Here is a 24,768-nt window from a genome sequence, read left to right as displayed (position 1 = left end):
TATATATTTAGTTAATTAACGATTATTTAATTTTTTATCTAGACTGAAATCTTTTGTTTCATTAACAACTAAGAATAAAAAACCCCCAGCAAGAGCAATATTTTTCATAAAAGATATAAACTGCATTTGATCAGAAAGATTATTATGAAAAATAACTGCTGTAGCGATGCAAAATATACTTAATAAAGCTGCTGAAACTTTTACTTTATATCCAATCATAATTAATATTGGTGCACCTATCTCAAGTATGATTGCTGGTATTAAAAAAATGCCAGGCACACCTAAAGACTCCATCCAACCAACTGTTCCTTCATAGTTTCCAATTTTGTTAATTCCACTTAACAAAAAAATTAGAGAGATAAGTATTCTACCAGTCAGATCTAAGATGTTGTTCATATTTTTAGTTCTTTTACTTGCTTTAATCATTACTTACTGTGTGAACCATCGCAAAGAGGTTGGTTGTTAGTTTGTTTACAAGCACAAAAAAATACTTTTTTTGTTTCTTCAGCTTTGTATGCAACTGGAGTAAATTCTGAACCTTGATGAGATCCATCACAAAATGGTTGCTTTGAACTCTTTCCACATGAACACCAGTAGTAAGATTTATCTTTCTCTACATCTACTGCGATTGGTCCGTTACCTGCGTTTTGTCCTTTAATCATTTTTACCCTTTCAATTTAATTGACTTGTTCATAGAGCTTTGTTACTAGTAATGCAATAACGCAAAATAATCATACTAGTATACAAAAACATACCATGAAAAACTTAATAGATTGTCCAGCTGAAAGAGCCGTTTACTTTCTTGGAGGTAAATGGAAAATTAGAATTTTGTTTAGTTTGCTGCAAAGTAAAAAAATTAGATTTGGTGAACTTAAAAAAGGATTGAAAACCATTACACAACAAATGTTATCCAAGCAGCTTAAGGAGTTAGAGGGAGATGGAATAATTAATAGAAAAGTTATTCGAATAATGCCCCCAAAAGTTGAGTATTCACTTACTGAATTTGGTCTTTCGGTTATGCCTATCTTAAGATCTTTTTCAGAGTGGAATAAAAGAAATACTCGAACTATTTCAGTAAAGCTAAATAAGAATTTTGAAGAAAATAGAATTAGATAGTCTTAAAAATACAGTAAAAATTTATGTATCCTTTAATTCTAAAATATGATTAAAGTTGAGCAGCGCTGATTTAAGTTAAATTGCAGAGCGCTTTATAAATTCCTGCTAAAGCGACGTTTCAACCACCGCTTTAGCTGGTGGTTTTTTTTTGGAAATTCTTCAAATCTAAACCGGGTACTTGAACCATATTGTGCACCTAGCATTTGCTAAAGCACTAAAAAGGAGAAAAGAGATTGTTTAAATTTACAACCCTCTTGTTTAACGTTTTTCAGTTTCTTTTCTTCAATAATTTGGAGAAAAAAAATGAGTACAAATAGATTAAAAGAAAGACTGGATAAAGGACCCATTGTATGTGCTGAAGGTTTTTTATTTGAAATTGAAAGACGTGGGTACATGGCATCAGGAGAATTTGTGCCAATGGTTTCATTGGACCATCCTGAGGTATTAGAGAATTTGCATAGAGAATTTCAACATGCTGGTTCAGATATTGTTGAAGCTTTTACTTATAATGGACACAGAGAAAAAATGCGTGTTATTCGTAAAGAAGAGCTTCTTGAACCTTTAAATCGTTCAGCATTAAAAATTGCTAAAAAAGTAGCACTAGACACTCCTAAGGGGTCTAAACCAAATTTGATGGCAGGTAATATTTCAAATTCAAATATTTGGAAACATAATGACCCTCAATCTCAAAAAGCAGTTGAAGGAATGTTTACAGAGATGGTTAGTTGGGCTGTTGAGGAAGGAGCTGATATGTTGATTGGTGAAACTTTTTATTATGCTGAAGAGGCTTACAAAGCTTTAGAGGTAATGAAAAAAACAGGTTTACCGACAGTTCTAACAATTTCTCCAATGGGTGAAAATAAAATGAGAGATGGGAAATCTGTTGTTGATACCTGCAAAGAACTTGAACAACGTGGAGCTGATGTTGTTGGTTTAAATTGTTTTAGGGGGCCAGCTACGATGTTTCCCTTTTTAAAAGAAATTAGAGAAGCAGTTAAATGTCATGTTGGAGCTTTACCAATACCTTACAGAACCAATGAAGACTTTCCAACATTTTTTAATCTGCCAGACAGAAGTAATTGTGCTTGTCCGTCGCCACATGGAAGAACATTTCCAACGGCATTAGACCCACACTTCTGCAATAGATATGAAATAGGTAAATTTGCAAAAGATGCTTATGCATTAGGAGTGAATTATTTAGGAGTTTGTTGTGGAGCAAACCCAATGTTGATTAGGGAAGTTGCTGAGTCGATTGGATTAAAAGTTCCAGCAAGTAAATACAGAGAGAACATGGAAAATCATTTTATGTATGGAAAAAATAAAAGAATTCCAAAACATATGACTGAATACGGAGACAAAGCGTAAATAAATTAAGAAGGGCATTTAACTAAATTGTGCGCCTGACATATGTCGAAGCACTAAAACAGGAGATAAAAAATGAGTAATAATCTAAAAGAAACAATAAGTAATCTACAGAAGGATTTTACAGCTAACCCAAAAAATGCTGTGGTCCAATATGAAAGCAACTCAATCCTTAAGGAAGGGCTTCAATCTGTGGTTACCCTTAGAGAGCATAAATTGATAGTGGATGAACCCAAAAGTTTTGGTGGAAAAGATGAGGGACCAAGTCCAGTGGAGTTAATATTAGCAGCTTTAGCAACGTGTCAGGAGATAACGTATAAAGCTTTTGCTACAGCATCTGGTATTAATATTGAAAGTGTTAGTATTAATTTAACAGGTACGCTTGATCTACATGGTTTTTTAGCTTTAAATAAAGACACCAGACCTGGCTTTCAATCTATTTCTGGTACTGTTGATATTAAATCGTCATCACCTAAAGCTGAAATAGATAAATTGATTGATACGGTAAATACACATTGTCCAGTATTAGACATTTTATCAAAAGGAGTTCCTATTAAATTATTTCAAAAGGTTACTTCGAGCGCTTTTGTTAATAAAGAGCAAACTGAACAAAGAGCAAGCGTTGCTTAAATTACATTAGTAAAGGCCTCATGCTATCTCATGAGGCCTTAATAAGATTGTTTAATTGTTCTAAATTTTCTATTTCATTTTTAGGTTTGTAATCAAGGTTATCAAAAATATTATTATTTCTATTTACCCAAATAGAACTGTAACCATAATTTCCACCACCAGAAACATCCCAAGTATTAGCACTTAAAAATGCAACTTCTTCTTTTTGTATTTTATATTTTTTAATTGGCAGATCGTAGACTTTTGAATCTGGTTTATAAATTCCAACTTCTTCAATTGAAAAAATATCATCAAATATATTATTTAGATTATTACTCTTCACCAATTCATTAAGAAGAGAAGGTGTACCATTTGAAAGGATACCTAATTTATAGTTTTTTTCTTTAAGTTTTTTTAAAACTTCTGGCACTTCTTTAAAAGGTGAAAGAACTTTATAAAGATTTAATAATTCATTTTTCATTGAAATATCAATTTCAAATGCCTTCATTGATTTATCTAAACTATCTTCAGTTACCTGCCAAAAGTCTTTATGTCTATTCATTAGACTTCTAAGCCAAGTGTATTCTAATTGAGTAGTTCGCCAGTAATTAGCAAAGCCTTCCCATTTATCACCAATTTTATCTTTGCATTTTTCTGCAGCAGAATTGACATCAAATAAAGTGCCATATGCATCAAAAATTATTGCTTTAATATTTTTCATAAATTAACTTAACATTAATGAGTAATATTAGATTATTTTTTAAAGAAAGTTTATCACTTAATTTAACTGCAAAACTTGATAAATCACAATCTCACTATGTAAATAAAGTGATGAGAGTTAAAGTTGATGAAGTCTTCTCTTTATTTAATAGCAGTGGAGAATGGGAAGCAAAAATTTTAAATATTTCAAAAAGTATAGTTAAATTTAATATTACAAAACAATTAAGACAAAAAGAAAATGTAAAAGAATTGTGGTTAGCTTTTTCACCTATTAAATCAAACTACTTTAATTTTATGATTCAAAAAGCAACAGAGCTCGGTGTTACAAAATTTTTACCAATAATATTTGACAGAACAATTGTAAGAAAAATTAACAAAGAAAGATTAGAAAAAGTAATTATAGAAGCTGCCGAACAGTCCAATCGTATTAATGTTCCATCTATTGAAGATCCTCAACCATTAAAAGATTTTTTGAGTAATGAAAAAATGGATTTAATATTTACTGATTTAAATTCTCAAAATAAAAAATTAGATTTAGAAAAGCTAACTAGTAATCCAACTTGTGTTATTATTGGTCCAGAAGGAGATTTTTCAGGGGAAGAAAGAGGGGAGATTCTTACATTTAAGCACGTTCAGCCAATTAAAATAAATGAAAATATATTAAGATCAGAGACTGCAGTAATTTCAGCTCTATCTATTGTTAGTTATTTGATTAATTGATGGTTTTTAAATACTAAAGTGTGATTTTGTCGCAAAATCTAAAGTGTAAATTTTATGAAAGCACTTTATATACTGTTGTAAATGAACAAGTTTTTACTTACAATTTTAGCAACTATCTACTCAACAGGTGCATTAGCCGATCAACCTAAAGAATGGCAACTAGGATTTCAAAACCCAGCCTCTGATGGAATGAGAGATATCGTTAGTTTTCATAATAATATTCTACTTCCAATAATTATTGCTATCACTGTCTTTGTTTTATTTCTTATGATCTATACTTGTATAAGATTTAGAGAATCAAAAAATCCAGTTCCATCAAAAACTACTCATAATGTTGCAGTAGAAGTTTTGTGGACATTAATTCCGTGTTTAATTTTAATCGTGATGGCGATCCCATCATTTAAACTTTTATACAAGCAAGATACGATCCCAAAAGTCGATGTAACAATCAAAGCTGTTGGATATCAGTGGTACTGGGGATACGAATATCCCGACGAAAATATTATTTTTGAATCGTACATGATTAAAGAAGATGAGTTAAAAGAAAACCAACCAAGATTACTAACCGTTGATCACGAAGTTGTTGTACCAGTTAATAAAGTGGTTAAGGTTTTAATTACTGCAAACGATGTCTTACACGCTTGGGCATTACCATCTTTTGGAGTTAAAAGAGATGCGGTTCCAGGAAGAATAAATGAAACTTGGTTTAAAGCTGAAAAAGTAGGAACATATTACGGTCAATGCTCTGAGTTATGTGGAATACAACATGCTTTTATGCCGATCACAGTAAGAGTTGTAACAGACGAAGAATATGCAATATGGCTAGCAGAAGCTAAAATGAAATTTGCAAAAGATCCAATTACAGAAAATGAATATAAAAAACTAGCGAGTAAATAAAAATGTATACACAAACAGCATCAGAAGACGATCATCACACACCAACAGGTTGGAAACGTTGGGCTTACTCAACTAACCATAAAGATATTGGTACAATGTATTTAATTTTTGCAATTTTTGCAGGAATTATTGGAACAGCTTTTTCAGTATTAATGAGAATTGAATTAATGCATCCTGGCGATGGAATTTTAGGTGGAAATTATCACTTATATAATGTGTTGGTTACTGGTCATGGATTAATAATGATTTTCTTCATGGTAATGCCTGCAATGATTGGTGGTTTTGGCAATTGGTTTGTGCCAATTATGATTGGTGCACCTGATATGGCCTTTCCTAGAATGAATAATATTTCATTTTGGTTATTACCAGCTTCATTTATTTTATTACTACTTTCAATTTTTGTAGATGGCCCTCCAGGTCAACAAGGTGTTGGCGGAGGATGGACTTTATATCCACCTTTATCTTCTAAAGCTGGACAGCCAGGACCTGCAATGGATTTTGCTATTTTAAGTTTGCACTTAGCTGGAGCTTCTTCAATTTTAGGAGCAGTTAACTTTATTACAACAATTTTGAATATGAGAACGCCAGGTATGACTTTGCACAAAATGCCTTTATTTGCTTGGTCTGTTCTAGTTACAGCATTTTTATTGTTATTATCACTACCAGTTTTAGCTGGTGCAATTACAATGCTTTTAACGGATAGAAATTTTGGAACAGCATTTTTTGATGCTCAAACAGGTGGAGATCCTGTTTTGTACCAGCATTTATTTTGGTTCTTTGGTCATCCAGAAGTTTATATTTTAATTTTACCTGGCTTTGGAATGATCAGTCATATTGTTTCAACATTTTCTAAAAAGCCAGTATTTGGATATTTGGGAATGGCTTATGCCATGGTTTCAATTGGCGTTGTAGGTTTTGTTGTTTGGGCTCACCATATGTATACGGTTGGTTTAAGCACTGATACTAAAGCATATTTTATAGCAGCGACAATGATTATTGCAGTGCCAACGGGTATTAAAATATTTTCATGGATTGCAACAATGTGGGGTGGATCAATTTCATTTAAAACTCCAATGCTGTGGGCATTAGGCTTTATATTTTTATTTACAGTTGGTGGAGTAACAGGAGTTGTGCTTGCAAATGCAGGTGTTGATACTGCAATGCACGATACTTATTATGTAGTCGCTCACTTTCATTATGTATTGTCTTTAGGGGCAGTATTTGCAATCTTTGCAGGATTTTATTATTGGTTTGGTAAAATGTCTGGTTATGAATATTCTGAAACTTTAGGAAAAATACATTTTTGGTTAACATTTATTGGAGTTAACCTGGTATTTTTCCCTCAACATTTTTTAGGCTTAGCAGGAATGCCAAGAAGATATGCTGATTACCCAGATGCATTTGCTGGATGGAATTATGTTTCATCAGTTGGCTCATACATAGCAGTTGGTGGTTTATTAGTATTTTTTATTAACTTAATTTATTCTTTTTCTAAGAAAAAAGCTGCAGCTCAAAACCCTTGGGGTGAAGGTGCCACAACTTTAGAATGGACCATACCATCACCACCAAATTTCCATACCTTTGATGAGTTGCCGAAGTTTGTGGATGATCAAGATACTGAAAAATCTAATACTCATTAAATTTTAAGAAAATTATTTTTAACAAATAAGATATTATTATGCTGACACTTGACAAAAAAACTAAAAAAAAAAATATCTTTACTGCGTTTGGAATAATAGCCTTCATGATATTCCTATTTTTTTTTACTCTCTATAATGTGGGAGTTTTTGACAGACAATTATGATCCAAAAAAAAACGCTCACTCCTATAATTTTAGCTGGAATCTTTTTTATCATGCTTGGCCTTTCATTTGCTGCGGTACCTTTATATGACATATTCTGTAGAGCGACTGGGTTCGGTGGAACTACGCAAATATCAAAAGAGGCACCAGATATAGTTTTAGATCAAAAAGTAAGTGTTCGCTTTGATACAAATGTAAACAAACTACCCTGGAATTTTAAAGTAAAAAAAAATGTTATGGATGTGAACATAGGTCAAGTGAATCGAATCGAATTTCAAGTAGAGAATTATGGCGATGAAACAACTTATGGTGTGGCTGCTTTTAATGTATCTCCCTCATCTTTTGGTAAATATTATAGTAAATTAGGCTGTTTTTGCTTTGAAAAGCAAGAGCTAAAAGCAGGAGAAAAAGCAACATATATAATGACTTTTTATTTAGATCCAGAAATGGTAAACGACCCAAGCACTAAAAATATTAAAGATGTAACTATGTCCTATACTTTCTTTTCATCAGATTACTATAACCAATCAAAATTATAAAAATGTCAGCAGAAAAAAAACACGATTATCACTTAGTAGATCCAAGTCCTTGGCCTATTTATGTGTCATTTTCTAGCTTATTTTTAGCAATAGGGACTGTCTATTATTTGCATAGTGAAGTTTCCTGGGGAATGTACTTAGGTTTTGCTCTTTTATTTTATGGAGTATACATGTGGTTTAGGGATGTAATAATAGAGTCGGTTGACCACGATCATCATACACCTGTTGTTAAAATTCACCTTAGATATGGAATGACTCTTTTTATCGCCTCCGAAGTAATGTTTTTTGTTGCGTGGTTTTGGGCTTATTTTAATGCAAGTTTATTTCCTACCGAACTCATGGGCAATGTTTGGCCTCCAGTAGATATTATAACATTTGATCCTTGGGATATTCCATTGATAAATACATTAATTTTACTACTATCAGGAACCACTGTTACCTGGGCCCACCATGCTTTAGAAGAAGGTGATAAAAAAAGTTTTGTTCAAGGTTTAGCAATGACAGTTTTTTTAGGCTTTTGCTTTTCATTGTTACAAGTCTACGAATATCAACATGCAAAATTTGATTTTGCTGGAAATATTTATGGTTCAGTATTTTATATGGCCACAGGCTTTCATGGGTTTCACGTTATTATAGGAACTATATTTTTAGCAGTATGTTGGTGGAGAGCTAAAAATGACAAATATAAAAAAGATGAATTTTTTGGTTTTGAGGCCGCGGCATGGTATTGGCATTTTGTTGATGTGGTATGGCTATTCCTATTTGCTTCAATCTATATTTGGGGAAGTTAATAGTTTACCTTGAGAAATAAACTTTTATTTTCAATTTTTGTATTCTTTTTTATATCTATATTTATAGCACTAGGTAGCTGGCAACTAGTAAGATTAGATTGGAAAAATGAATTATTAAATAAAATTGATGTTTCTTTGAAGAAAGAACCCGTTGATTTAATGACCAATGTTCATGAGGACTATCTAAAAATCAAAACTTCAGGGGTTATAGATTTTGATAAACAAATTTATTTATATAGTTTAAACGAAAAAGGTGCGCCAGGATTTAATGTTATTAATCCAATTATAATTAATAATAAAAACTTTTTATTAAATAGAGGATGGATACCTTTTGATAAAAAAAATACAAAAGAAATTGATATTTTTGATCATAAAACTATTTTAGGAACGTTAAGAAAACAATCTAAGGCTAACAGGTTTAAGCCTGTTAATGATATTAACGATAATTACTGGTTTACTTTAGATAGGGATGATATTTTTCAATATACAAATAAAAAATTTTCACCATTTGTAATTTACTTAAATAATAATTTAGAATTACCAAAACCAAAAATTATTACTGTAAATATTTCAAATAGTCACAAAAAGTATGCTATTACTTGGTTTTCTTTAGCACTGTCGATTTTTTTATTTTATTTATATGTGAGGAAAAATACATATTAATTTTTGCAAGCTTACAAATAACTCTTAATTATTTTAAAAATATTTTCCAAATTTTCATGATGACTAATTCGATCAATATACTTTCCTTTATCTAATAAAAGTATTGAAGAGCTGTGATTGATTAAATAACTACCGTCTTCATTAAAAATTTTTTCACTTAAAACACCCCATGATTTTGAAAGCAAAAATACTTTTTGTGGATCTCCAGTTATTCCATAAATCTTACTTTTAAATGAATTCAAATAATCCTTAATTATTTCAGGATTGTCTCTTTCAGGATCAATACTTACAAAAAAAACTTTCAAATTTTTTTTCTCATTATCATTTAATTTTTTGATAACCTGATCTAGATTAGATAGTGTCATTGGACATATATCGGGACAATTTGTAAAACCAAAAAAAATTGCAGTTAACGGTCCTTGAAAAGATTTTTCTGTTACAGGCTCATTATTTACATCTGTTAAAGTAAATGTAGAACCGGCATATGAAGCAACAACATTTTCTTTCTTTTCTTGTATCGATAATACAATAGGCAGCATAATAAATAAAAAAATTAACAAACAGCCACCCAGTATAGTTATTGACGTCTTTAATTTCATATTTTATGAATTAATATATTATATATTATAATTATGTCTAAATTTATTAAAAAACTTTTTGGAACATTGTCTGATAAGCCTTGGGAAAAAGAACAGATGGAAAGTGATAACAATCATAAAGGTAAAACCTTTGATATATCGCTACAAACTTCAGCTGTTATAGTTATCTTTGGTGTGAGCACCGTATTATTTACTTTAGTTGTTACAGGATACCTTTATAGCATTCCAGTTACTCAAGATACAGAGTATCTATTGAAACCTAATTTATTATGGTTAAATACTTTAGTCTTATTATACGTTGCTTATTTTTTTAATAAAATCACAAATGATTTAAAAAAAAATAATTTTGAAAAAATCAAAAAAAATTTACTTATAGTTGGCTTTTTAAGCTACGCTTTTTTATTTGGGCAGATTTTTTTTTGGTTTCAATTAATGGAAAATGGAAATTATGTTTCTACAAATAACTATTTTTCATCATTTTATATTTTTACCGCACTCCATGGATTGCACCTTTTGGGAGGATTATTTTTTTGGGGAAAGGTTTTCTCTAAAGTTAACAAGCTCAAAAAAGAACAAATTATAAATTCACAAAAAAGTATAGATGCACTGTCTCTTTATTGGACTTTTTTATTAATTGTTTGGTTTGTATTTTTTTTAATTATGTATGTTTTTAATGATACTGTCATTGCTTGGTGTCGAGCATTACTTGGATAAGCAATCTAAAGAAACAAAGTTAAAATAGCCCCAACAATAATTATAAAAATTAATAAAATATTAACAGATTTTAGATATTTTTGTATTTCTGGCCTCTTTTCTTTTTTTGAAAAAACTCCTGCTCCGAATGAAATTACAAGATAAAAGCAAAAAACTAAAACCAGTACAACTACAAAGAGACTAAATTTATCAAGCATAATTTAATTCACTATAAAGCCTTATTTACTCATTTATTAATATATTTTTCTATGGATTCGGAAATTTATTTCAATTACTGTTATCTAAGAGAGAGACAAATATGCACCCGGGAATTATATTTTTAGGGGTAATTGTTGGTTCAGTTCTGTTCCATATATATACTCCATGGTGGTGGACAGACATAGCCTCAAACTGGGGGGCAATGGATGATACAATTAATTTAACTTTCTGGATTGGTGGCGGTGTATTTATTTTAGTTTGTTTGTTCATGGTTTATTGCATACTAAAATTTTCCTATAAAGAAGGCAGAAAAGTTGAATACAAACCAGAAGATCATAAACTAGAAAAAATATTAACTATTGCAACTACTGTTGGAGTTATTGCTCTTCTAGCACCGGGTCTAATTGTTTATAATAATTATATCAATACTCCGAAAAATGCACTGCAAGTTGAAGTGAATGCATGGCAATGGGGATGGCAATATAGATTACCAGGTGAAGATGGAATATTAGGCACAGCTCAAGTTGAAAAAATTAGTGATGACAATCCTTTTGGAATAAACTTAGATGACCCATATGGAAAAGATGATATTTTAATTCAAGACGATGTGCTTCACCTAAAAACAGATAGACCAGTAAAAATTTTATTAAGGTCACTAGATGTTTTGCACAATTATTATGTTCCACAATTTAGAGCAAAAATGGATGCTATACCTGGAATCATTTCTTATTATTGGTTTGAGCCAAACAAAATAGGAGAATACGAAGTGTTGTGTGCTGAATATTGTGGAGTGGGCCATTATGCTATGAGGGCAAAAGTTATAGTTGAAAGTGAAGGTAATTATAAAAACTGGATTAAAGAACAGGAAACTTTTTCAGATTTAATTGCTAAACAAGAAAATGATAAATTAAAAACAACTCTACTTGCTAAAAATGATGATTAAATAATGTAAAGGAGAATTATGTCAGACGAATATAACCAACAGAATACACCTCTTGAAGCACAGTCTTCAGAAACCATGTCTGGCTCTTCTGGCACTCCATCAAAAGACATTGATTATGTAAGACCTGCAGAAATTCCTGAACAGGATCTTTATCATGGGCATAGTTTTATTACTAAATGGATTTTCTGTCAGGATGCTAAAGTTATTGGTATTCAATATTTTCTTACTGCCGTGTTCACAGGAATAGTCGGTCTAATACTTTCTTGGTTGATGCGTTTACAATTGGGTTATCCAGATCTAGTTCCATTCATCACAGCAGAACATTATTATCAATTTGTAACTATGCACGGCATGATAATGGTTGTTTATTTTTTAACAGCATTATTTTTAGGAGGTTTTGGAAATTATTTAATTCCTTTAATGGTTGGAGCGAGAGATATGGTTTTTCCATATGTAAACATGGTTAGTTTCTGGATGTTTTTTATCGCAGTGTGTGTTCTCATGGCTAGCTTTTTTGTTCCTGGTGGACCAACAGGTGCAGGATGGACGCTCTATCCACCTCAAGCTATTTTGCCAGGTACTCCTGGTTCCAATATGGGAATTACCTTAATGCTTATTTCTTTATCGTTATTTGTAATTGGATTTACTATGGGTGGATTAAATTACATAATTACAATTTTACAAGCTCGTACTAGAGGGATGACATTAATGAGAATGCCTCTAACGATATGGGGAATTTTTACCGCAACAGCTTTGGCTATGTTAGCTTTTCCAGCATTATTGGTCAGTTGTATTATGATGACTCTAGATAAGATGCTTGGGACTAGTTTTTTTATGCCAGCCATTCTCCAAGCTGGAGAAGTGCTAAGTTATGGAGGAGGAAGCCCTGTTCTTTTTCAACACTTGTTTTGGTTTTTTGGCCACCCCGAAGTTTATATTGTGGCTCTTCCTGCTTTTGGAATAGTTTCAGATTTAATATCTGTTCATGCTAGAAAAAATATCTTTGGATATAGAATGATGGTTTGGGCTATTGTTGGTATAGGAGCTTTAAGTTTCTTTGTTTGGGCTCACCATATGTATGTTAGTGGAATGAACCCTTGGTTCGGTTTTTTCTTTGCAACAACCACACTTATTATTGCAGTACCAACTGCATTGAAAGTTTATAACTGGATAATAACACTATTTAGAGCAAACATTAGAATGAACACAGTAATGCTTTTTTGCTTAGGTTTTATTGTGACCTTTGTAAATGGAGGAATTACTGGAATTTTTTTGGGGAATGTTGCGGTAGATATTCCACTATCTGATACTTATTTTGTAATAGCTCATTTTCATATGGTCATGGGCATAGCCCCACTTATGGTAATTATGGGTGCAGTTTATCATTGGTTTCCCTTGGTTACTGGAAGAATGTTAAGTGAAAAATTAGGTAAGTGGCACTTTTGGGTTACATTCTTAGGTGCGTATTCAATTTATTTTCCAATGCATTACCTAGGTTTTATTGGAGTGCCACGAAGGTACTATGAAATGTATGATAGTCCATATGTCACTTCAGCTGTTGGAATGAATGAGTTTATAACCATTGCGGCTTTAATTGTTGGTTTTTCACAGTTAATTTTTATTTACAATATTGTAACAAGTTTAAAAATTGGAAAACCAGCAGGCAAAAATCCTTGGCAGGCAAATTCTTTAGAATGGCTAACCCCTGATGTACCACCAACTCATGGTAATTGGGGAGAAAAATTACCAGTTGTTCATAGATGGCCTTATGACTTTAATGTACCTGGCGCAAAAGAAGATTACATAACCCAAACAACGCCACCAAGTGAAGTTATTAATGCAGAGGTAGAAAAAACTTAGGAAAAAAATATGACTGATGTAAAAATTGAAGGTTATGAACTTAAACCAGGGTTTAAAGGAATGGCCACAGATACTGGCTCTGATCAAACAATGTTTAAGGGTGTTCAGTGGGGAAAAGTCATGATGTGGATTTTTTTACTGAGTGATACTTTTGTGTTTAGCTGTTTTTTGATTTCGTACATGAAAGGAAGAACCTCTACAGTAGTAGATTGGCCAAACACAAGTGAAGTCTTTTCACTACATGTAGGCAGCACACCTGTTCCATTATTATTAATTGCAATAATGACATTTGTTTTAATTACAAGCAGTGGAACCATGGCTCTTGCAGTAAAATATGGTTATGAAAAAAATAGAAAAATGTGTGGATGGCTTATTTTAGCTACAGCTATTGGTGGCCTTACATTTGTTGGAATGCAAGTATTTGAATGGTCAAAATTAATACATGAAGGTGTTAGACCTTGGGAAAATCCTTTTGGAGCAAAACAATTTGGTTCATACTTCTTTATGATTACAGGATTTCATGGATTTCATGTTTCAATTGGTGTGATCTTTCTTTTTATTTTTGCAAGAAAAGTTTTTAAAGGTGATTTTGACAACGGTAAAAGGGGATTTTTTACTACAATGAAATCGGATTATGTTGCAATAGAGATTTTAGGTCTTTATTGGCATTTTGTTGATTTAGTGTGGGTATTTATATTTGCCTTTTTTTATTTATGGTAAACTAGATTATGGATGAGATAGAAAACAAAGAAACCGTTGCTTCAACACATAAGATAGGAATCTACTTATGGATTTGGGGATTATTATTTGTACTTAGTTTTTTTTCTTACATGGTTGACTTGTTTGCATTTCAGGGGTTATTAAGGTGGACCTTAATTTTAATATTTATGTTTCTAAAAGCTGGTTTAATAATGGCTTTCTTTATGCACCTATTTTGGGAGCGATATGCCCTAGTTAATGTTCTTTTGTGGCCGATGACAGCAATAGCTTGTTTTATTGGGCTTATGGCAGCAGAAGCAAAATACACGGTTTTTACAAGATTATTATATTTTATTACTGGAGGATAAACTTTATGACTGGATACACTGTACTTGCTGGAGCTTTAATATTTTTTTTACTTTTTATTTATGCAACATGGTTTGGTACTGAATTAAAATTAGAGAAGCAAAAAGACAAAGGCCCCGCAATTACAATTAATCCATATGACAATATGTCTCTTACTAGAAGATTTATTGATAAAAAAAATAAACAAATTGGAATTTTTGATTTAGGAAATCATATTCTTATTATTGGAATGGTATCAATTTTAGTGTTTATTTTATTAAATGTAGAATAGGCACATCATATCTGATAACCGTTTAACCAAAATGATTAGAAAAAAAACTGTCACACTAGATTTTAATGAATTAATTAAATCTTTATATCTATTGATGAAACCAAGAGTAATGTCTCTTGTTATATTTACATGCGCCGTTGGCCTTTTAACTTCCAATTCAAATATAGGCATTATTGATGCTATGATAGGCATAACTTTAGTTGCTTTAGGTGCGGGAGCGGCTGGATGTCTAAATATGTGGTACGAATCAGATTTAGATGCACTCATGACAAGAACATGCTTAAGACCAATTCCCACTGGTAAAATTAATAGAAACCAAGCACTTACTTTTGGAGTGTTATTGTCAGTTATTTCAGTTGTAGCATTAAATTATTTTTCAAATTTTCTATCAGCATCTTTGTTATTATTTACAATATTTTTTTATCTTTTTGTCTACACAATATGGCTAAAACGAAAAACACCACAAAACATTGTTATTGGTGGAGCTGCTGGTGCATTACCACCTGTTATCGGGTGGACTATAGCAACTAATACAATTAGTTTAGAGCCATTAGCTTTATTTTTAATAATTTTTATTTGGACGCCTTCGCATTTTTGGGCATTGAGCTTATATAAAGCTGATGATTATAAAAAAGCAAAAATTCCAATGTTACCTTTAACAGATGGTATTGAAAAAACAAAAGTATACATTTTTATTTATTCTTTATTAATGCTACCCATCATCATTTTTCCATATTGGATTAATTTTTCAGGTTTAATCTATTTGATTCCAGCATTTGTTCTTACAATTTATTATAATTTTATTTGCTTTGATTTATATCAATATAAAAAAAATAAATTTGATTTAAAGAAAGCAAAAAAAGTCTTTGGCTACTCAATTTTGTATCTATTCTTAATTTTTGTATTACTTTTAATAGATAGTCTTATTTAAATTTTTCGACTCAAAATGTCGTGGTGTAATATTTTTTAACTGATTATATTTGTTAGATCTAAATATTCATATTTCATCAATAAGCAAATTATTGTGAAAATAATAGTCGTAATACCAATGGAATAAAAAGTCTTTTTAAGAATTTTAGGATTTTCAGGTGCTCCAACCTCATTTGCTGGGATTAAAAATTTTCTTTTTCGATTAACATCTATTGGTAATATAGAAAAAAATACCACTAACTGAATAATTAGATACATTGTAACTAGTCCAATTGTACTCAATTTACCCCCTATATCTTTACAATTAAAGGGTATATAAATTAGTCTAAAGTTAAAAGATAATAAGTCATTAATTTACAATTATATTCTTATTCTTAGCTAGTTTATATTTGTAAGAGGATTTTTATTAGCCAATTTTTCACAATTAATATATTTATATTTTAAAAAAAATTAATTAGATGAAGTATATAAGCACCAGGGATAACTCAAAAGAATATAGCTTTGAGCAAGTATTTATTAAAGGTCTTGCAGATGATGGGGGCTTGTTTATTCCAAAAGAGGTTAAAAAATACAATGCTGAACAAATAAAGGCATTAAGTAAATTGAGTTATCAGAATTTAGCAAAAGAAATAATATACCCATTTATAGGTGACTTTATGACAGCAAATGAGTTGTCAGATATTGTTGATAAATCATATTCTGTATTTAGAAAAGATAACGTCGTAGATTTAATTAAATTAGGTGATACTAAGATTTTAGAGCTGTTTCATGGCCCGACACTAGCCTTTAAAGATATAGCAATGCAATTGTTAGGAAACTTCTATGAGCATTATTTAAAAAAAAATAATAACAATATAAACGTTGTAGTTGCAACATCTGGGGATACAGGTGCTGCTGCAATAGATGCGATTAAGGGAAAAAAGAATATGAATATATTTGTTCTTCACCCTCATGAAAAAGTTTCACTCGTTCAAAGAAAACTAATGTCGACAGTTAAAGAAAAGAATGTCTTTAATATAGCGATTGAAGGTAATTTTGATGATTGTCAAAATTTAGTTAAATCAATGTTTGCAGATAAAGAATTTTCTAACTCAATAAATATGTCTGGAGTAAATTCAATAAATTGGGCAAGAATTATTGCACAAGCTGTATACTATTTTTATACATACTTTCAAACACAAGACAAAAGGCCTATTAATTTTTCAGTACCGACAGGAAATTTTGGAGATGTATATGCTGGCTATCTATCAAAAAAAATGGGTTTACCAATAAACAAATTTATAGTTGCAACTAATAAAAATGATATTTTGCATAGAGCAATTTCTAATGGAAACTATGAAGCGGAAAGTGTGTCTGAAACCAACTCACCAAGTATGGATATTCAAATAGCTAGTAACTTTGAAAGGTTAATTTATGATTTAAACGATTGTGATGATAATGAAACTAGTACAATCATGCATGGAATTAAAAGAAAAGGTAAATATATTATTTCAAAAGATAAAATGGAAAAAATAAATAAAGATTTCTTATCAGCAAGCATGAATGAAGAAGAGATTTTAGATACTATTAAAGAAGTTCACATAAAATATAATATTATACTGGATCCTCATAGTGCAATAGGATTTGGATCTTTAAATAAAGTAAATTTAGAAGGCAATAATATTGTTTTAGCTACCGCACATCCATGCAAGTTTCCTGAGGCTATAGAAAAATCAATTGGGATCAAACCTGCCTTACCTGACGAACTAAAGTATGTTATGGATGAAAAAGAAAATTATGATATTATTTCAAATAATCTAAGTAAAACTCAACAATACATTAAGGAAAAAATATAATGAAATTAAAAGAAAATGAAACAATCCCTAATTCTGAATTTTTTATTATGGAAGATGGAAATCCTGTTAAGAAAAATACTTTTGAGTATTTTAAGGATAAGAAGGTAGTTTTATTTGGTTTACCTGGTGCTTACACATCAGTTTGTTCAGCCAAACATTTACCTGGATACGTTGATAGCCATGATAAATACCAAGCAAAAGGTGTAGATTTAATAGTCTGTATTTCAGTAAATGATCCATTTGTAATGGAAGCTTGGGGCAAGAGCCAAAATGTTACAGATAAAGTTTTGATGATGGCTGATCCATTTTTGAGTTTTACGAAAGCAATTGGTGCTGATGTTGATAAAAGTGCCCGAGGCCTAGGTGTAAGATCAAATAGATACACAATGTTAATAAACAATCTTAAAGTAATTAAATTACAAGAAGAAGAAGATGCTGGTGCATGTGAAGTTTCGGCTGCCCAAAATTTTTTAAATTTAGTTTAATTCGGCAGCTTGTTTAGCTAATAAATCAACTTCTTCATTTAGAATATTTCCAGCATGAGCCTTAACCCATATCCATTTAATTTCATGAGATTGATTTAATTCATAAAGCTGAGTCCAAAGTTCTTTATTTTTTACTGGTTCCTTTTTAGAAGTTAACCAATTGTTTTTAATCCATTTATGCACCCAATCAGTAATACCTAATTTAACGTATTGGGAGTCTGTATAAATTTCAATGGGTTGCTGTTCTTTTATTTCTTGAAGCGCTTTAATTGGAGCCATTAGCTCCATCTTATTATTAGTTGTGTCTTTAACGCTTCCACTAATTTTTTTAATTTCATCATTAATATTGATGATTGCAGCCCAACCACCATTTCCAGGGTTTTTTAAACAAGAACCATCAGTATAAATTTTTATCATTATTTATAATAATCTTTGTAGCTATTCAGATTGTTATGGATAATTAGTTTTTGAAAATATTCGTTAGGTTCTTTGATCTGAATTAGTGCAGTTTTAGGAGTATTAAAATAATCATAAATTCTAGTTAGTAGGTATCTTAAAGCCGCCCCTCTACATAATATATTTAATGAGTTTTCTCTCTTTTTGAAATAGTTCTTATAGTTTCATATCCATCAATTAAGTATTTAATTTTTTTATTATTCATTACAAAAGAATTTCTTTTCTTATCAAAGCATAAAGCATTTATACAAATTGCAATCTCATACATCAGAAAATCATTGCTTGAAAAATAAAAATCAATAAATCCAGAAAATTTATTTTTATTAAAGAAGATATTATCAATAAATAAATCTCCATGAATAATTCCAATTGGTAACTTTTTTGGCCATTGATTTTTAATATCTTTTAAGCAAACGTTAAGGGTAGGTTTTAGTTTTGGAGCTATTTTATTAGACGTAAATTTTATACTTTTTAATAAGCCACCTAATTTATTAATAGACATAGAGTTCTGCCTATATAGTTTTATTCTAGTTCCAGCCTTGTGGAATTTTGCAATATTTTTTCCAATATCAAAACAATTTTTATAATTAAGAGTGGCCTTATCTTTTCCCTTTAAAAAAGTCACAATACTAGCGGGTTTATTTTGAATTCTACTTAAGTGCTTATCACTGCTATTCTTTAAGGGTTTTGGACATATAATCTTTTTTTGATTTAGTTTTTCCATTAAGTTCATAAAAAAAGGTAAATCTTTTTTTTGAACTCTTTTTTCAAAAATTGTTAAAATAAATTTTTTTTTATTTGTTTTTAATAAGTAGTTTGTATTTTCTATCCCTTTTTTAATTCCTTCAGATTTGATTATTTTTCCTAATTTGTAATCTCTACTTAGTGATAGAAGGTCTTTACTATTTATTTTAGTGTATACAGCCATCTAATTTAATTTTGCAGGAACTTTAAAAACAATATTTTCTTTGATAATTTCAACTTCCTCAATTTTTATTTTAAAATTTTCTTTCAATTTATTAATGAAATTTTCAACTAAAACTTCAGGTGCTGATGCGCCAGACGAAACTCCAATTGTTTTACAATTTTGTATTTTTTCAAAAGGAATTTCACTTTCAGAGTGAATTAATTCAGCATGCTGGCAGCCACTTTGTTCTGCTACCTCAACTAAACGAACTGAATTTGAGGAATTTCTACTTCCTAAAACAAAAAACATATCACATTGTTTGGCAATATTTTTAACAGCTGATTGACGATTAGTAGTTGCATAGCAAATATCTTCTTTAAATGGCTCTTTAATCTTTGGAAATTTTTTTTTAAGTGCTTTTATTATACTTTTAGTGTCATCAACAGACAGAGTTGTTTGAGTAACATATGCAATTTTTTTATTATCATCTAATTCATATAATTCAACATCATGCTCATCTTGAATTAAGTCAATTGTATCTTCTGGTAATTGTCCCATAGTACCAATAACTTCTGGATGATTGTTATGTCCTATAAGAATAATATGGTAACCAGCTTTATGAAGATTTTCTGCTTCTCTATGAACTTTTGAGACAAGGGGACAAGTAGCATCTATGTATTCCATTTTATAGCTATCAGCTTGTATGGGTATTGCTTTCGGTACACCGTGTGCAGAAAAAATTACTGGTCTAGTTTTATCTTTAATCTCTTCTAACTCTTCCACAAAAATTGCACCTATTGCCTTAAGACTATCCACTACATGTTTATTGTGTACTATTTCATGTCGCACATAAACTGGTGCACCATATTTTTTAATACTTTTTTTAACTATTTCTATTGCTCTTTCTACCCCAGCACAAAAACCTCTTGGAGCAGATAACAATACTTTAATTTCTTTATTTTTCATTTTTTTCTAAAAGATACTCAAGCAATATATGAGGAAAGGTTAAAGACGCCAAACCAATAAATATTACTTTTAATATTGCATCATTTAATTGATAGAAATTAGAAAGGAAATATAAGCTTATGACATATAAAATTGCAGTTAAAACTGTAAGTGGCATAGCTTTTTTAATAAATGTTATAGCACCAATTTTAAAACTTTTTTCATTAAGCTCTGCTATCAACGAAATTGAATGTCGGAATGAATGTAGGAAGCAAAAGTATACTGTAAAGGCAATTAGTGGAGTTAAAAAATAATTCAGAACAATAATAGAAAAAAAATCCAAAAATATCAAAATATTCATAATTTTAAAATCTTTCAAAAAGTAATAAATACTAGAAAGTAAAGAAATAGATAAAGCAAAAAGTAATATACTGTTATCTTCAATAAAGTTTAAGAATAAATAAAACTTTTCATTTTCTATTAAAAGTAATTTAAAAATATTAATTGTTTCAACAAAGTGAAACATTAGTGGTGCAACGATTATTAGAGAACCTTTTAAGAAATAAAGAATTAGATTGGATACATTTTTATTACTTATCAAAAATTCAGTATCTTCTTTGCCAAAATGATATGAGGCAACAACTAAAAATAAAATAAGAGACACAGTTGGAAAAAATAACCAAAATATAATGATACCAATCCCAATAAGGGAATATATTAAATAAAAGAAATAAGATTTTTTTATATTATATAACTGGCTAAGTTTTTTACCTTTTTGATTATCTAGCGCACCATGTGAAATTCCGATTGAAAGAATAAAAAATAAACACACTATTGGAGAGATGATTAAGTTTTCAATCGATTAACAATCAAGGCAATAAAACATGAAAAAATAAAAAAGATAATTGAATGATAGAAATTAATTTTATTTATCAGACTATACATTTTATTTTAAAAGGGCTTTAATAAATAACCATTTAGGCATTTTAAGAATTATTAATAAATCTTGAAAAATATTACTCTTATTAGATAGAAATTTAATTACAGTTTCAGGAGAGTTATCAAACATTTTGAAAAATATATTTGGCATTTGTTTAGCATGATTGCTTAAAACCCTTAAAAATATTTTATCTAGAAACTGATATTTTTTTTTAATTTCATATCTTCTAATTTTATCAATATTATTGATATTTTCCCTTAAATATTTGCTGTGGTCTTGGATATTCAAAAAAGTATACCCAGTACTTAATCTAGTCATATGTCCTGCAGTGCCAATATTTATTTTATTTTTTTCATTAATATTTGATGGATAAAATAGTGGTACAGCACCATTTTCTTTATAATTAATTTTGTAATTTTTAATATTTAAATAATTTTCAATGTAATCTTTTAATTGCTCATCATAATCCATTTCTAGATCATTATTCATTTTAGATAGCCAGGTGGTTTCAACTAAAGCCTTATTTTTGCTATAAGGCAATGTGTAAAAGAAATGAACACTGTTACGTTGTGGGCAATCAAAGTCCATTAAATTCATGATTTTTTCATCAAAAACATCATTATCAGTCTCAATCTCAATACCTTTAAAGTGTTGCCAAAGTTTATTTTCTTTAGAATCTATTGATGGAACACTATTAAAAATTAAGGAGTTATTTAAGTTTACCTCATTAATATTTTTATAAAATTTGATATTGTGATTCTGCTTCAGTGTAGAGTTTATTTTTTTATAGAATAGTCCACTATCAATTGATTGATAAGGTAGTTTATTACATTCTAAAAATTTAGTTTTATTCGGTATATTTATAGAAAAATTATCCCAACTCTTTTTTACACAATCTTCAAAATTATGGCTTGTTGTTTTCCAGAAAGACCAAGTTTTATCCCTCTTGTAATCTAATCTAGGCTCAATAATTGCTAATGTTTTATCTTTAAGTTTATTATGAGTTTCTAATTCGTATGCCAAAGATAGCCCAGCACAACCACCACCAATAATTATATAGTCAAATTCTTTCATTTAAATCTACTTCCTCACTAATTAAAAAGTGTTCATTATTCATATAACCACTTTTTTGTTTTGTTAAAAAAAGTGTTACTAAGTCAAATATAGAAAGAATAGTCTGATAGATTTTTGTAATATTATTTACATAAATCTTACCTGCTTTATTATAATTCTCTATATTCTTTGTTCTTAAAATTTTATCACCTATTTTCTTGTAAACCCTTCTTGCTACAAGTATTGCGAATCTAAACTTAAAGGGTATTTCCTTTATTGCTATAAAAGAGCTTTTGTAGAATAAATCAGCTAAAGTTAAGGTGTCGCTTATTGTCTTAAAATCATTCTTAATATAAAATCTATTAATCTTTGAGTCCTCCACAACATCTCTAGATATATTTGTTAGTTGCATTGCAATACCTAAATCTATGGCAGCTTTCATTGAATTATCATCTTTAACATTTAAAATTTTTGCCATCATCAGACCCACAGTACCAGCAACCCTGTAAGAATAAATTAACAAATCTTTTTTATTATTTAATTGAACTTTTTTATTTAAATCTGATTCAACACCATCAAATAAATCTTCAATAATTTTTATTGAAATTAAATGATGATCCATAAGATCCCACATATTCTTAATTATTATATTACTATAATTTTTATTAAGAAAATCATTTTTAAAAATTAATAGATTTTTTTTTTTAATATCTAATTCACCATCGTCATCTGCAATATTATCTACAGTTCTACAAAAATCATATAAAGACGAACACTTTTGATAGGTTTTTTTGGGTAAAAAGAAACCAGCCCAATTAAATGACTTTGCGTAAATAGACAGGTAGTTTTTATTAGGCATTATATAATCTTATCTAGAACTTTTGCTGAGGATAGCACACCAGGAACACCTGCACCAGGATGTGTTCCCGCCCCAACAAAATACAAACCATCATAAATTTCTGATTTATTATGAAACCTAAAATATGCAGACTGTGTAAATTTGGGTTGGATCGAAAAACCTGATCCAAATTTAGTATTCAATTCATTTTCAAAATAATCTGGCGTTAAATAGAAATCTTCAATAATATTCTCTCTAAGATTAGGAAGTAATGCTTTTTCCATTTTATCTATTACTAAATTCTTCATTTTTTCACCTTCAGTTTTCCAATCAATTTTGGATTGATTATTTGGAACGGGCACAAGAACATAAAAGCAATCATTTCCTTCAGGTGCCATTGATTTGTCTGTAGCTGATGGTCTATGAAGATAATAGCTTATGTCATCATTTAATTTTTTATTATCAAAAATATCACTCAGGTGTTCTTTATACTTATCACCAAATTTGATTGTGTGATGCTCAACATTTGGGTATGTTTTTTTTGTTCCAAAATAGTAAACAAATAGACCCATAGAATACTGCATTCGATTTTGTTTCCATTTAAATAGAGAGCTTGTTTTATTTAGGCTTAGAAGTTTTTCATATACAGCAGGAGGATCAGCATTACATATTACATTATTTGAAAGTATTTCTTTTTGATTATCTAATTTTACTCCACTAATTTTTCCATTATTTGAAATTATTTCTGTTACTTCATGTCCTTTGATTAATTCAATTTCTTGTTCAATCATCAATTTTTCTAAGCCATTGATTATGTTCCCAGTTCCACCCATTGAGTAATGTATGCCCCATTTTTTTTCGAGATATAGAATTAATCCGTATATTGATGTTGTTGTAAAGGGGTTTCCGCCAACTAATAGAGGATGCATACTTAGCATACGTCTTAATTTTTCATTTTTTATATATGAAGAAACTAATGAATAAACTGATTTATAACTTTTAAGTTTTAGTAAAGAGGGCAATTGTTTCATCATCACAAGAGGTTTATCAAACGGAACATCAGCCAGTTCTGTGAAGCCTTTATCAAATATTTTTTTTGTGAATTTTACAAGCTGCTCATAACCCTTAACATCATCTTTATTTATTTCTTCAATTTGTTTTTTCATTTGATCTTCATCACCAGAGTAATCAAATACACCTCCATCTTCATAAATAAATCTATACCAAATTTTCAAAGGAGTTAGCTTTATGTAATCTTGAGACTTTTTATTAAATAAAGTGAAAAGCTCTTCAATTAGATATGGTGCAGTAATTACTGTTGGTCCAGCATCAAAAGTAAAACCATTTTTTTTAAACACTCTAGCTCTTCCACCTAAGTCAGGGTGTTTTTCAATTAAAGTTACTTTATGATTTTTGGCTCTTAATCTTAGTGCTGCAGCTATACCACCAAATCCAGAACCAATGACAATAGATTTCATTGAGTTAATTTATAGTTTTTTTAAAAAATTGTA

31 protein-coding genes and 2 riboswitches are annotated in these 24,768 nt (G+C 29.9%); of the genes, 18 read left to right on the top strand and 13 right to left on the bottom strand.

Features of this window, described 5'->3' with window-relative positions; genetic code table 11:
- Positions 1 to 15: 15 nt before the first annotated feature.
- On the bottom strand, positions 16 to 426 hold the full coding sequence (locus tag ABXT72_RS06140) for a DoxX family protein (protein WP_018413556.1): 411 nt from the start codon (positions 424 to 426) through the stop codon (positions 16 to 18).
- Entirely contained in the window at positions 426 to 662 is a 237-nt protein-coding gene (locus tag ABXT72_RS06135; RefSeq protein WP_415278067.1) for a CDGSH iron-sulfur domain-containing protein, read from the bottom strand. The genes ABXT72_RS06140 and ABXT72_RS06135 overlap by 1 nt, the downstream gene beginning before the upstream one ends.
- A gap of 94 nt (positions 663 to 756) precedes the next feature.
- Between ABXT72_RS06135 and ABXT72_RS06130 the strand changes: the two genes are divergently transcribed.
- The 3 genes from ABXT72_RS06130 (at position 757) to ABXT72_RS06120 (ending at position 3,108) form a co-directional block, all read left to right on the top strand.
- Positions 757 to 1,116 (top strand): winged helix-turn-helix transcriptional regulator, encoded by a 360-nt coding sequence (locus tag ABXT72_RS06130; protein ID WP_006997770.1) that lies wholly within the window; start codon positions 757 to 759, stop codon positions 1,114 to 1,116.
- A gap of 163 nt (positions 1,117 to 1,279) precedes the next feature.
- Positions 1,280 to 1,344: riboswitch (SAM riboswitch) on the top strand.
- 75 nt (positions 1,345 to 1,419) lie between these two features.
- Complete coding sequence (locus ABXT72_RS06125) at positions 1,420 to 2,481, top strand: homocysteine S-methyltransferase family protein (RefSeq protein ID WP_415278066.1); 1,062 nt, start codon at positions 1,420 to 1,422, stop codon at positions 2,479 to 2,481.
- A gap of 3 nt (positions 2,482 to 2,484) precedes the next feature.
- Positions 2,485 to 2,549: riboswitch (SAM riboswitch) on the top strand.
- Between the two features lie 4 nt (positions 2,550 to 2,553).
- Entirely contained in the window at positions 2,554 to 3,108 is a 555-nt protein-coding gene (locus ABXT72_RS06120; protein ID WP_415278065.1) for an OsmC family protein, read from the top strand.
- Positions 3,109 to 3,136: 28 nt separating this feature from the next.
- On the opposite strand, the gene ABXT72_RS06115 is transcribed toward ABXT72_RS06120, so the two are convergent.
- Positions 3,137 to 3,808: a haloacid dehalogenase type II gene (locus tag ABXT72_RS06115; protein ID WP_415278064.1), complete on the bottom strand. Its 672-nt coding sequence runs from the start codon at positions 3,806 to 3,808 to the stop codon at positions 3,137 to 3,139.
- 17 nt (positions 3,809 to 3,825) lie between these two features.
- Here ABXT72_RS06115 and ABXT72_RS06110 point away from each other — a divergent pair, with 17 nt between their 5' ends.
- The 6 genes from ABXT72_RS06110 (at position 3,826) to ABXT72_RS06085 (ending at position 9,218) form a co-directional block, all read left to right on the top strand.
- Positions 3,826 to 4,527, top strand: coding sequence for an RsmE family RNA methyltransferase (locus ABXT72_RS06110; RefSeq protein ID WP_415278063.1), 702 nt, complete (start codon positions 3,826 to 3,828; stop codon positions 4,525 to 4,527).
- A gap of 81 nt (positions 4,528 to 4,608) precedes the next feature.
- Positions 4,609 to 5,424 carry a cytochrome c oxidase subunit II gene (gene coxB, locus ABXT72_RS06105; RefSeq protein ID WP_415278062.1) on the top strand — a complete coding sequence of 272 codons (816 nt, stop codon included), beginning with the start codon at positions 4,609 to 4,611 and terminating at the stop codon, positions 5,422 to 5,424.
- 2 nt (positions 5,425 to 5,426) lie between these two features.
- Positions 5,427 to 7,064 (top strand): cytochrome c oxidase subunit I, encoded by a 1,638-nt coding sequence (ctaD, locus tag ABXT72_RS06100; RefSeq protein ID WP_415278061.1) that lies wholly within the window; start codon positions 5,427 to 5,429, stop codon positions 7,062 to 7,064.
- Between the two features lie 163 nt (positions 7,065 to 7,227).
- Positions 7,228 to 7,764 carry a cytochrome c oxidase assembly protein gene (locus ABXT72_RS06095; protein ID WP_415279172.1) on the top strand — a complete coding sequence of 179 codons (537 nt, stop codon included), beginning with the start codon at positions 7,228 to 7,230 and terminating at the stop codon, positions 7,762 to 7,764.
- A gap of 2 nt (positions 7,765 to 7,766) precedes the next feature.
- The gene (locus tag ABXT72_RS06090; protein ID WP_415278060.1) at positions 7,767 to 8,555 is read left to right on the top strand and encodes a cytochrome c oxidase subunit 3; all 789 of its coding nucleotides are present in this window, start codon (positions 7,767 to 7,769) and stop codon (positions 8,553 to 8,555) included.
- Positions 8,556 to 8,564: 9 nt separating this feature from the next.
- Positions 8,565 to 9,218 (top strand): SURF1 family protein, encoded by a 654-nt coding sequence (locus ABXT72_RS06085; RefSeq protein WP_415278059.1) that lies wholly within the window; start codon positions 8,565 to 8,567, stop codon positions 9,216 to 9,218.
- Between the two features lie 11 nt (positions 9,219 to 9,229).
- Here ABXT72_RS06085 and ABXT72_RS06080 read toward each other — a convergent pair whose 3' ends face one another.
- The gene (locus ABXT72_RS06080; protein WP_415278058.1) at positions 9,230 to 9,817 is read right to left on the bottom strand and encodes an SCO family protein; all 588 of its coding nucleotides are present in this window, start codon (positions 9,815 to 9,817) and stop codon (positions 9,230 to 9,232) included.
- Positions 9,818 to 9,850: 33 nt separating this feature from the next.
- Between ABXT72_RS06080 and ABXT72_RS06075 the strand changes: the two genes are divergently transcribed.
- Positions 9,851 to 10,531, top strand: coding sequence for a cytochrome c oxidase subunit 3 (locus tag ABXT72_RS06075; protein ID WP_415278057.1), 681 nt, complete (start codon positions 9,851 to 9,853; stop codon positions 10,529 to 10,531).
- A gap of 5 nt (positions 10,532 to 10,536) precedes the next feature.
- Here ABXT72_RS06075 and ABXT72_RS06070 read toward each other — a convergent pair whose 3' ends face one another.
- The gene (locus ABXT72_RS06070) at positions 10,537 to 10,728 is read right to left on the bottom strand and encodes a hypothetical protein (protein WP_415278056.1); all 192 of its coding nucleotides are present in this window, start codon (positions 10,726 to 10,728) and stop codon (positions 10,537 to 10,539) included.
- Between the two features lie 101 nt (positions 10,729 to 10,829).
- On the opposite strand from ABXT72_RS06070, the gene ABXT72_RS06065 reads away from it, so the two are divergent.
- The 6 genes from ABXT72_RS06065 to cyoE all read left to right on the top strand — a co-directional run bounded on the left by ABXT72_RS06065 (position 10,830) and on the right by cyoE (position 15,799).
- Complete coding sequence (locus ABXT72_RS06065; RefSeq protein ID WP_415278055.1) at positions 10,830 to 11,672, top strand: cytochrome c oxidase subunit II; 843 nt, start codon at positions 10,830 to 10,832, stop codon at positions 11,670 to 11,672.
- 75 nt (positions 11,673 to 11,747) lie between these two features.
- Positions 11,748 to 13,532 carry a cytochrome c oxidase subunit I gene (locus tag ABXT72_RS06060; RefSeq protein ID WP_415279171.1) on the top strand — a complete coding sequence of 595 codons (1,785 nt, stop codon included), beginning with the start codon at positions 11,748 to 11,750 and terminating at the stop codon, positions 13,530 to 13,532.
- Between the two features lie 9 nt (positions 13,533 to 13,541).
- The gene (locus tag ABXT72_RS06055) at positions 13,542 to 14,252 is read left to right on the top strand and encodes a cytochrome c oxidase subunit 3 (protein WP_415278054.1); all 711 of its coding nucleotides are present in this window, start codon (positions 13,542 to 13,544) and stop codon (positions 14,250 to 14,252) included.
- A gap of 8 nt (positions 14,253 to 14,260) precedes the next feature.
- Positions 14,261 to 14,599 carry a cytochrome C oxidase subunit IV family protein gene (locus ABXT72_RS06050; protein ID WP_415278053.1) on the top strand — a complete coding sequence of 113 codons (339 nt, stop codon included), beginning with the start codon at positions 14,261 to 14,263 and terminating at the stop codon, positions 14,597 to 14,599.
- Positions 14,600 to 14,604: 5 nt separating this feature from the next.
- Complete coding sequence (locus ABXT72_RS06045) at positions 14,605 to 14,868, top strand: hypothetical protein (protein WP_415278052.1); 264 nt, start codon at positions 14,605 to 14,607, stop codon at positions 14,866 to 14,868.
- Positions 14,869 to 14,899: 31 nt separating this feature from the next.
- Entirely contained in the window at positions 14,900 to 15,799 is a 900-nt protein-coding gene (gene cyoE, locus ABXT72_RS06040; RefSeq protein WP_415278051.1) for a heme o synthase, read from the top strand.
- Between the two features lie 35 nt (positions 15,800 to 15,834).
- Here cyoE and ABXT72_RS06035 read toward each other — a convergent pair whose 3' ends face one another.
- Positions 15,835 to 16,080, bottom strand: a complete 246-nt coding sequence (locus ABXT72_RS06035) for a DUF1467 family protein (protein ID WP_415278050.1) — start codon at positions 16,078 to 16,080, stop codon at positions 15,835 to 15,837.
- A gap of 176 nt (positions 16,081 to 16,256) precedes the next feature.
- Between ABXT72_RS06035 and thrC the strand changes: the two genes are divergently transcribed.
- Both thrC and ABXT72_RS06025 read left to right on the top strand, forming a co-directional pair.
- Positions 16,257 to 17,633 (top strand): threonine synthase, encoded by a 1,377-nt coding sequence (gene thrC, locus ABXT72_RS06030; RefSeq protein WP_415278049.1) that lies wholly within the window; start codon positions 16,257 to 16,259, stop codon positions 17,631 to 17,633.
- Positions 17,633 to 18,118, top strand: coding sequence for a peroxiredoxin (locus ABXT72_RS06025; RefSeq protein WP_415278048.1), 486 nt, complete (start codon positions 17,633 to 17,635; stop codon positions 18,116 to 18,118). The genes thrC and ABXT72_RS06025 overlap by 1 nt, the downstream gene beginning before the upstream one ends.
- On the opposite strand, the gene rnhA is transcribed toward ABXT72_RS06025, so the two are convergent.
- From rnhA to crtI, 7 genes are all read right to left on the bottom strand, one after another.
- Positions 18,110 to 18,535, bottom strand: coding sequence for a ribonuclease HI (gene rnhA / locus ABXT72_RS06020; protein ID WP_415278047.1), 426 nt, complete (start codon positions 18,533 to 18,535; stop codon positions 18,110 to 18,112). The genes ABXT72_RS06025 and rnhA overlap by 9 nt on opposite strands.
- Positions 18,536 to 18,698: 163 nt before the next feature.
- Positions 18,699 to 19,502 (bottom strand): homoserine kinase, encoded by an 804-nt coding sequence (locus ABXT72_RS06015; RefSeq protein ID WP_415278046.1) that lies wholly within the window; start codon positions 19,500 to 19,502, stop codon positions 18,699 to 18,701.
- Positions 19,503 to 20,447, bottom strand: a complete 945-nt coding sequence (ispH, locus tag ABXT72_RS06010) for a 4-hydroxy-3-methylbut-2-enyl diphosphate reductase (RefSeq protein ID WP_415278045.1) — start codon at positions 20,445 to 20,447, stop codon at positions 19,503 to 19,505. It lies immediately after the preceding gene.
- Complete coding sequence (locus ABXT72_RS06005; protein ID WP_415278044.1) at positions 20,437 to 21,258, bottom strand: Brp/Blh family beta-carotene 15,15'-dioxygenase; 822 nt, start codon at positions 21,256 to 21,258, stop codon at positions 20,437 to 20,439. The genes ispH and ABXT72_RS06005 overlap by 11 nt, the downstream gene beginning before the upstream one ends.
- Positions 21,259 to 21,372: 114 nt before the next feature.
- Positions 21,373 to 22,440 (bottom strand): lycopene cyclase family protein, encoded by a 1,068-nt coding sequence (locus ABXT72_RS06000; RefSeq protein ID WP_415278043.1) that lies wholly within the window; start codon positions 22,438 to 22,440, stop codon positions 21,373 to 21,375.
- Positions 22,427 to 23,278, bottom strand: coding sequence for a squalene/phytoene synthase family protein (locus tag ABXT72_RS05995; RefSeq protein ID WP_415278042.1), 852 nt, complete (start codon positions 23,276 to 23,278; stop codon positions 22,427 to 22,429). The genes ABXT72_RS06000 and ABXT72_RS05995 overlap by 14 nt, the downstream gene beginning before the upstream one ends.
- Positions 23,278 to 24,735, bottom strand: coding sequence for a phytoene desaturase family protein (crtI, locus tag ABXT72_RS05990; protein ID WP_415278041.1), 1,458 nt, complete (start codon positions 24,733 to 24,735; stop codon positions 23,278 to 23,280). Before crtI ends, ABXT72_RS05995 begins: the two co-directional genes overlap by 1 nt.
- Positions 24,736 to 24,768: the final 33 nt, after the last annotated feature.

Origin of the sequence: Candidatus Pelagibacter sp. Uisw_094 (assembly GCF_047729535.1) — a bacterium.
In the GTDB taxonomy this organism is placed as follows: domain Bacteria; phylum Pseudomonadota; class Alphaproteobacteria; order Pelagibacterales; family Pelagibacteraceae; genus Pelagibacter.
Note: the sequence above shows the minus strand (reverse complement) of the source record. Positions and strands in the feature narration are given on the sequence as shown.